This is a genomic window from Rhodanobacter terrae (assembly GCF_042657005.1).
GTDB lineage: Bacteria > Pseudomonadota > Gammaproteobacteria > Xanthomonadales > Rhodanobacteraceae > Rhodanobacter > Rhodanobacter terrae.
Map to the genome: position 1 here is coordinate 1 of NZ_JBHSNG010000049.1, position 9,795 is coordinate 9,795.

The 9,795-nt window shown below is 61.9% G+C and carries 2 protein-coding genes; both read left to right on the forward strand.

Features of this window, described 5'->3' with window-relative positions:
- Nucleotides 1-259 precede the first annotated feature (259 nt).
- Complete coding sequence (locus ACFPPB_RS19855; protein ID WP_377330322.1) at nt 260-733, forward strand: hypothetical protein; 474 nt, start codon at nt 260-262, stop codon at nt 731-733.
- Between the two features lie 21 nt (nt 734-754).
- Nucleotides 755-9,442, forward strand: a complete 8,688-nt coding sequence (locus tag ACFPPB_RS19860; RefSeq protein WP_377330323.1) for a calcium-binding protein — start codon at nt 755-757, stop codon at nt 9,440-9,442.
- Nucleotides 9,443-9,795: the final 353 nt, after the last annotated feature.

The window sequence follows — 9,795 nt, forward strand, 5'->3', positions numbered from 1 at the left end:
CCGCCGGTTTCGACTGCACGACCTGCTGCCGCGGCTGACGCGCGCGATGGTGCTCTGCAAGCCTTGCCCGGAGCCGATGCTGCGCTTGGCGAGTAATTTTCTTCACTGAGGTTCGACGCTAATCAGGATGCCAATTTACCGGACCACCTCCCGGCTGGTATGTGGATTGGTTGTCGCGAGCACAATCGTGTTAGCTGGCTGCGATAAAGCAAACCTTCAATGGTCCGAAGAGGTTCGGCTTTTAGACGGGCAGATGGTCATGGCCGAACGCACCGCACAAGGCAGGACGTACTCGGAGCTCGGTGGAACCGGAGGCTGGAGACATCCAGTGAAAATGTCGGTTTCGATCACCAAGGAACCGGACGGCATTGAGCCGCCGCCCGAATGGCGCGACGCCTATGTGCCGGTGCTTCTCGACTACGACATTTCCAGCAAGTCGTGGTCGATGGTGGCGACGTTCTACTACTGCGAGACCTGGTACGCGCTTGGAAGGCCGATACCGCCCTACATCGAGTACCAGTCGACCCGCGGTTCTCCGTGGAAGCGCGTGCCGCTGGAAGAAAGGTTCGTCGGCCGGGAAACGAATCTGTTGACGGGGCCTCGTACGGATGGCGAGCCGGACTTGGTGACGATCGCGGACAAGGAGTTTCGCCAGCGATCGGCTGGATGGAAGTATCAGCGGATTCTGCGCAAGTGGGGGCGTGAGGAACGAAATTACTGTGATCTCAAATAAAGCGGACTTAGGAGATTAATCATGGCAAGCAACCTCGAATACGCACAGTTGGCTACGCATGTATACGCACGATCAGACGCAAACCGGACGCCACTCACTGACGGATGGTCGCAGATTTCCCGTCAGGAGGACGACATGTGGGGCTTTTCGGCGGGCGCCTACCAGAGAGGAAATGAGATTGTCATTTCGTTCGCAGGCACCAATGAGACCATGGATTGGGCTTCCAATGTTCCCGCCGGTCTCGGCCTGGGCGCTTTCCAAGTCACCGAGGCGCTGGATTTTGTGCTTGGTGTCATGGCCCAGCATCCCGGGGCCACCTTCAGCCTGACTGGCCATTCGCTCGGCGGCGGGCTGGCAGCGGTGATGGCAGTTTTCCTGGATCTGCAGGCAACAGTTTTCGATCCTGCGCCCTTCGAACTCAGCGCCAGAAACGATATCCTGCTCGGTGCGCTCCAGACATACCTGCTCACCAGCGGATACAACAATGCCGCCTTCGACGCATACACCTCCAGCTTAGGCGGGCTGTTCTTGCAAAGAGAGCCAAACGTCGTTAGCTACGCCATGGATGGCGAGGTCCTCGGATACCTGCGTTTCAACGACACCGCAATCCAAGGCGGCGCGTACGAGTATGCAGTCGGTACGCCGTCGATTCTGGAGGCGGTTCCAGGCTCCATGGCGATTTCCCTGCATTCGATGGATCTGCTGAGTTCAGTCATGCGCTCGCAGGCGTTCAACACGGGGTTGATCGAGCAAAACCGTGCGTTCTCCGTTTTCAGCGACACCGATCTGTACGCTGCGGACACGCGATCGGATAAACGCGACTTCATGGCGTCATTGCACAACAGGCGACTAGCGGACGGCACGGGTGGAAGCGGCATCCTGGACGTGGTGGGCGCAGACTTGCAGAAGATTGGCACCAATGGAACCGCTTTCGAGAAAGACATCAACCGGGGCGTGCTCGCGACGCTGGCCGAGTACTACTACTTCCAGGCTCCATCCACCTCCGTGGGATTCGTGGACGCGGTCCAGGGAGGGATTACGCTGGATTTGTCGAAGATCGCGGGCGGATCGGACCGGAAGGGTCAGGACATGCTCCTGGCCAACCTCAAGGATTGGCTAGCGCATGAGGAAACTCATTTACCCGACTTTGGTCAGGTCCAGCGCGTCACGCTCCAGTCGGGCGGGGCAGGCCTGCAAATGGCTGTGGAAAGCGACGACAAGAGCGACGTGGTCATCGGCGGCGAAAGTTCAGACCAGATATCCGCAGGCGGCGGCGGCGATTTCATTTTTGGGCTGGACGGCGCGGACATCATCCGCGGTGGTGCTGGAAAGGACGAAATCTACGGCGATGACGGTGGCGACACGCTCTATGCGGGCTCTAGCGCCGACGACACTGACACCAGCGAGAACCGCCTATATGGAGGATGGGGCGACGACACACTCTACGGCTCCGCCGGCAAGGACTATCTGGATGCCGGTGGTAACGCCGACACGCTGAAGGGTGGTGACGGGTTCGACGTCTACAAGATCGACAACCTGGACACGATCGATGATTCGGACGGCAAAGGCGCCGTCTACCGTGGCAACAAGCAACTGGCGGGCGGCACCCATAACGAGGGCGATCCCGAGAACGTCTACTACGGCGGCGGCGACGTCTATGTGCTCAACGGGACGACGCTGGTCATCAATGGTGGCCTGACGATCGAGAACTACGACAAGGACAAGAGCAGCCTACAGATTGTCCTGCGGGACGACGACGATGACGACGACGAGGGCCCCAGCACCGATGAGGCTTCCACGCGCACTTCGCCCATCGTCATCGACCTGGACGGCGACGGCGTGGAAACGCTGGCGCTGGGCGCGACCCATTTCGACCACGATGCCGATGGCCTGAGTGAAGCGTCGGGCTGGGTCAGCTCCGACGATGGCCTGTTGGTCTACGACCGCAACGGCGACCAGCGCATCAGCAACGGTACCGAACTGTTCGGTAGCCATAGCGTGCTGACCAGCGGCGAACAGGCCGAGAACGGCTTTCAGGCCCTGGCCGAGTTCGACGACAACGGCGACGGTGTGGTCGACGCGCAGGATGCTTCCTACGCTTCGCTGCGGGTGTGGCGCGACCTCAATAGCAATGGCATCAGCGACGCAGGCGAGCTGCAGACACTGGCCGAGGCCGGCGTTGCTTCGATCAGCACCAGTTATGCCGATTCCACGCACGTCGATACGAATGGCCACGAGCATCGTCAGGTGGCAACGGTGGTACTGAGCAACGGCAGCGCTTCCACCGCCGCGGACGTCTGGTTCAAGATTGATGCCGGCGAACGCGTGAACAGCGGAGACATCGAACTGACGGCCGATGTTCTATTCCTACCGAACGCAAAGGGTTTCGGCAAGGTACAGGATCTGCGCCAAGCCATGGCTCTGGATCCTCGGTTGAAGACCTTGCTGGAACAGTACATCGGCACCACAGACTTCACTATCAAGAATCAACTGCTCGACGATCTGATCTACCGGTGGGCAGGCGCAGACGACGTTGATCCGTACAGTCGCGATCCGAAGCAGGTCTACGGCCACGTCATGGACGCACGCCAGCTGGTGACGCTGGAAAACCTCGTCGGCCACGATTATATGGGCGTGTGGTGCTGGGGTGAGCACGACCCGAACCCGCACGGCAAGGCAGCTCCATTGCTTATTGCCGAGTATCTGGAGTTCAAGCGGTTCACCGCCGCACAACTGGCGGCACAAACCGACTACGCGGACGATCTGGACATCATTCGATCCGCATTTGGTTCCGACTCGCTTGGAACATCGGTCGATTGGGACTCCCTGCAGGGGAAGCTGAGCGCACTGTACGCGAGCGGACAAGTGGACCGGATTGCCGGCATCCTATCGGTGCTGACCGATCTGGGCATGTATTCCTCCGGCTACCGCGCCAAGCGCGACGCTGCGTTCCAGGCGATCGCCGCGTCTAGCGCAGAGCTTGCGCCATTCTTGGATTTCAGCAGTCGGATCGGCACCGCTGAGAACGATACGTTGTATGGCACTGACGCGGGCAGCATCTTTTTCGGATTGGCCGGCGACGACCGTCTGTACGGCTCCGTCACCGGCGACAGCTACCACTTCTCGCGCGGGCACGGTAACGACACTATTCTTGATCGTGGCGGGCTCGACCAAGTTGTACTGGGAGAAGGCATCACCCAAGCCGATCTGACGTTTACACGCAATGCGACCACGGTCTGGATCCACGTTAAGAACGCGGACGGCAGCGACGGCGGTTCATTGCGCATCGACAACTTTTTCGACTTCGATGGCACGGTGGATTTCAGTGCCATCGAGCTGATCCGCTTCGCCGATGGAACCAGCTTCAGCCAACAACAGATTCTGGCGATCCTCACCGCCACCTCGATCACCTCGGGCAACGACCTAGTGTTCGGCACTGCGGCGGGCGATACCATCGATGCGCTGGCCGGCAACGACGACATCCACGGCCTGGCCGGCAACGACCAGTTGTCCGGTGGCGCGGGCGACGACGAGCTGATGGGCGATGATGGCGCCGATACACTGAGCGGCGGCGTCGGCAACGACTCGCTCGTTGGCGGGCGCGGCAACGATACCTATCTGTTCGACGCTGGGCACGGCAACGACGTGATCAGCAATGCCGCCGAGGCGGCCGGCGGCAAGGTAGACCGTCTGGTGTTCGGCGAGGGCATCGATCCGGCGACGGCCACAGCCAAGCGCATCGGGAACGACCTGCTGTTGCAGATTTCCGCCAGCGACAGCGTCCGCACGACCAATTACTTCAGCACGGAAGCCGCGGACGGAACGGCGGTCGACGAGATTGCTTTCCACGATGGAACCGTCTGGGATATCGCCGACATCAAGGCCCAGGTGTTGCAAGCGACCGCCGGCGATGACGTGATCAACGGTTATGCCTCCGGCGATGTGCTGATCGGTCTGGCCGGCAACGACCGCCTGTTCGGCAACGGCGGCAACGACACGCTGGACGGCGGCGATGGCAACGACACCCTCGACGGCGGGGCAGGTAATGACGTGCTCGCCGGAGCCCTGGGCGCCGACAGTCTGCGCGGCGGCGAGGGTGACGATCGGTTGGATGGCGGCGCCGGCAACGATTCATTGCAGGGTGCGAGCGGCGATGACTCGCTGGTCGGTGGCGATGGCAACGACGATCTCGACGGCGGCGCCGGGCGCGACACGTTGCAAGGCGGAACCGGCGGCGACTGGCTAAATGGCGGTGCCGGCGACGACACAATCGAAGGAGGGCTCGGCAACGACACGCTGCAAGGTGGCGCCGGTTCGGATCTTTACATGTTCAACGCGGGCGACGGCCAAGACACCATCGACAATTACGATGCCAGCGCCGGTCGTGTCGATGCCCTAGTGTTCGGCGCGGGCATCGACCCGTCACAGGTCACCGCACGCCGCAGCGGCGACCATCTGGTGCTGACGTTCGCGGGGAGCGAGGATCAGGTCACGGTCAGCCATTACTTCATCGGCGATGTGGCCGGCGGGTACCAGTTGGATCAGATCCGCTTCGCCGACGGAACGGCGTGGAACGTGGATACGATCAAGCTGCTCGTTCTGACTGCGACCACCGGCACCGACACCCTGCACGGCTATGAAACCGCCGACAGCCTCGCGGGCGGCGAGGGCAACGACACGCTCTACGGCCATGGCGGCAACGACATACTACAGGGCCAGAGCGGCGACGACGTCGTCTATGGTGGCGCGGGCAACGATCAAGCCACCGGTGAGGCCGGCAACGACGTATTAAACGGCGAGGATGGCGACGACACGCTGGACGGTGGCGCAGACAACGATACCCTGCGTGGTGGGGCCGGCACTGACCACTTGGCCGGCCGCCTCGGCGACGACCTGCTCGAAGGCGGCGAAGGCGACGATTTCTATCACTTCGCCGCGGGCGACGGCCACGACATCATCAACGATACGCAGGGCCTGAGCACTGTCTATTTGTCCGGGCTGCCTTTGGGCGAGGTCTATTTCCGGCGCGAGCAGACCGCGCTCGGTGTTTACTTCCTCAACTTTCCTGACGACCGGATCTTGCTTACCGATTTCTTCGATCCAGTCACCGAGCTTGCCAGGCATGGGCTTCGCCTCGACATGGGCGACGGCCAGGTGCGGGTTCTGGACATGGCTGCGCTGGATGCCGCGTCCATGACCGGTACCACGCTGGACGACGTCATCTTCGGCAATACGCTGGACAACACGATCGAGGGGCTGGCTGGTAACGATGCGCTGCGCGGCGGCACTGGCGCGGACAATCTGGACGGCGGTACAGGCAACGACGTCCTGCAAGGCCAAGACGGCAACGACCTGTTGAGCGGTGGCGACGGCAACGATCTGCTCGATGGCGGCAGGGGGCAGGATCAGCTCGCCGGCGGTGCGGGTGACGACATCTATGTCGTGGAAGACGTGGGCGACGTGGTGACCGAGCAGGCGAACGGCGGCTACGACATCGTCAGGAGCAGCGTCTCACACATACTTTCGCCTGACGTGGAGCGCCTGGAGCTCACCGGAAGTGCCGCCATCGACGGCACCGGCAACGAGCTCGACAACGCGCTGGTCGGCAACAACGGCGACAACAAGCTCTCGGGCCTCGATGGCGAGGACACGCTGTTCGGCTTCGGCGGTAGCGACACCCTGATCGGCGGAGCGGGCAATGACCAGCTCGACGGCGGCTACGGCAATGACTTGATGAGCGGCGGCACCGGCGACGACACCTACTTCGTGGACGCCCCGGACGACGTAATCGTCGAGCTGGCCGGGGAAGGGCACGACGTGGTGTTCGCCATCAGCAACTACGCCCTGTCCGACAACATCGAGAAACTGGTTCTGGCGGAAGGTGGCTGGGCGTCGGACGGCACCGGCAATGCCGGCGACAACGAACTGATCGGCAACTCGCAGGACAACCGTCTCGACGGCGGCAGCGGCGCCGACAGCATGACTGGCGGTCTCGGCAACGACACCTACGTGGTCGATGATGCCGGCGACATGATTGTCGAGAACGCCGACGAAGGCACGGATACGGTCGAATCGAGTATCGATTACGTGCTTGGCGGCACGCTGGAAAACCTCACCCTGTTGGGTACGGCCAATCTCAGCGGTACCGGAAACGATCAGGACAACGTGCTGGTCGGCAACGAGGGTAACAATCGCCTTGAAGGCGGCTTGGGAGCCGATTCGCTGCATGGTGGGTTGGGCAACGACTACTTCATCGAGGAGTCGGGTGCCGATTGGGTCTACGAAAACGTCGATGAGGGGCTGGATACGGTCGAGCGCCGCTACGAGACCAATCTTGTGCTCAAGGACAATGTCGAGAACCTGATTCTAGCCAGTGGTGTCACGACGGGCAACGGCAACGAGCTGGACAATACGATCACCGGCAACACCGGCGACAACACGCTTGGCGGCTGGGACGGTGATGATCTGCTGCAAGGTCTGGCCGGTGACGATGCGCTGTTTGGCGGCAACGGCAGCGATGACCTGAAGGGTGATGCCGGCAACGACTACCTCGACGGCGGTGCCGGGATCGACCAGCTGGAAGGTGGCGCGGGCAATGACGTCTACATCACCGACGACTCGGATGATGTCGTGACTGAGGATGCGAATGCAGGCACCGACCAGGTGCAGACGACGGCTTCGTACACGCTTTCCGCCAACGTCGAGAATCTGTTCCTGATGGACGGTGCCGGTGCCATCGACGGCACTGGTAATGCGCTGGACAACTATCTGGCAGGCAACGACGACGACAATGTCCTGAGCGGCATGGGCGGCAGCGACACCATGGTCGCCGGCGGTGGCGACGACCTGCTGATCGGCGGCACCGGCGACGACAAGTACGTCTTCGACGCGACCAGCGGCAGTGATGTGGTCGACAACACCGGCGGCGGCAACGATGGAGTCTTCTTCACCAACGGCGTGGACCGCGATCGCCTGTCCTTCGATCGTGACGGCGACGACTTGTTGATCTTCGTGGATGCTGCCACGACACCATCGGTGCGCGTGACGAACCACTTCCTGGGTGGCGACGCGGCGATCGACTATGTGCAGCCCGATGGCGGCTTCATGCTGACGACGGCGCAGATCAACCAGATCGTGGCCGGTGGCGGCACCGGCGGCCAGTACGATCAGGTTATCGAGGGCACGGCCGTCGCGGAGCAACTGGTAGGCAGTGCCGGCAAGGACCTGATCAAGGGACTGGCCGGTGACGACCAGCTGTTTGGCCTAGCCGGCGACGATACGCTGCAGGGCGGCGACGGCGACGATTACCTTGCCGGCGGTGGTGGCAGCGGCAGCGGCTCGGGGGCGGATCGCCTGGAGGGTGGGGTTGGCAGCGATACCTTGAGCGGTGAGGATGGCACCAACATGCTCCTCGGGGGTGCGGGTGACGACAGCTACGTCTATGGCGGCGGGCAGGACACCATCGACAACACCGATGGCGGCTTCGACGGCGTGTTCTTCAACGACGGCATTTCCGCGTCGCAGTTGGGCTTCAGCCGCGATGGCGATGATCTGCTGATCACGGTGGACGACAACGCCAGCAGCACGGTGCGTATCACCAACCATTTCCTGGGTGGCGACTACGCAATCGACTACGTGCAGCCGGCCAGCGGTTCGATGCTCGATACTGCCGCGATCAATGCCCTGGTGGGCGGCGGCAGCGGCGATCCCGGTACGCCGGGGGAACCCGGCAATGACAGTGTCTACACCACCACCGTCGATGGCACTGCCGCGGGGGAGCAATTGCTCGGCACGAACGGGCGCGACCTCATTCACGGGCTGGGCGGTAACGACACCATCTTCGGTTTCGGCGGTGACGACAAGTTCGTCGGCGCTGACGGTGACGATTACCTGTCCGGTGGCAACGGCTCCTTCAGCGGCTCGGGTAACGACATCCTGATCGGCGGTGCCGGTGTCGACACCCTGGTGGGTGAGGACGGCAACGACCTGCTCCTTGGTGGTGCCGGCAACGACAAGTACGTTTGGCAGGCCGGTTCCGGCAGCGACGTGATCGACAACACCGGCGGCGGCACCGATTGGCTGTTCTTCAATGGCGTCAACCGCACGCGATTGAGCTTCCATAGCAGCGGGGACGACCTGATCGTCCTGGTGGACGGTGACGAAGCCCAGCAGGTGTGTGTGCAGAACCACTTCCTGGGTGGCGATCTTGCCATCAGCTATGTGCAGCCCAGCGACGGCTACGCCATTCCCGCCTCGCAATTCGGAAGCTTGCTCACACCGCTACCTGCAGGTTTCACGGCAGCCAGCTTCTCGCCGTCGTCGATGTCTGCCATGAGTCTGGCACCAGATGCTCAGGCCATGGCGTTCGGAACGGCCGATGCGGCCAATTCCGTAACCTACGGTACGTCTTCCGATGTCCTTTTGGACAAGCGCGGACGTCTCCACGCGACACTATGGGATTGGCCGAGCGAGCAGGGTTCCATCCGTCGTGAATCGCACGTTCGCAGCATAGATAGCGTCGCGCACTTTGGAGAGGGCGTAAGCGTAAGTCGTGAGGCGCAGCAGCTGATCGAAGCGATGTCTCGTTTCAGCCCCGTTTCCGGAGCATCGGAAGGTCATGAAGACACTGCTTGGAATGGTGCAACTCTGACGATGAGTCATGTCACGGATCACCCGTTCAAGCAGCGTTCCTCGGTGTCCGCTTTGTAGTCGAGTGTAAGCACGTCAGGGTTTGGTGCCGCTTCAAGTCTTTAGAAGCGGCACCTTCCAGGCCAAACAATGGCGACCGGTACTCGCGGTGAGGAGACCGTTTTCGACGCCGACCTCCAACCTAGCGTAGAGGGTGGCAGTCTAAGTTGCAGAGTTCTACTGGGCGAAAAGCCGATGCCCGTCGAACCGTTACACCCAAGGCACCCGAGAATTTCGCTTCGTCGGTACTGAACCGCCCCGAGTTCCGTGGAGGCTGTTTGGTTTAAGTCAGGCTTCCGCCGTGGCGGCCTGACTGGCGAGTTGCCGGTAGTAGTTTGCCTCGGCCTCGGCTGGCGGGATATAGCCGATGGGTT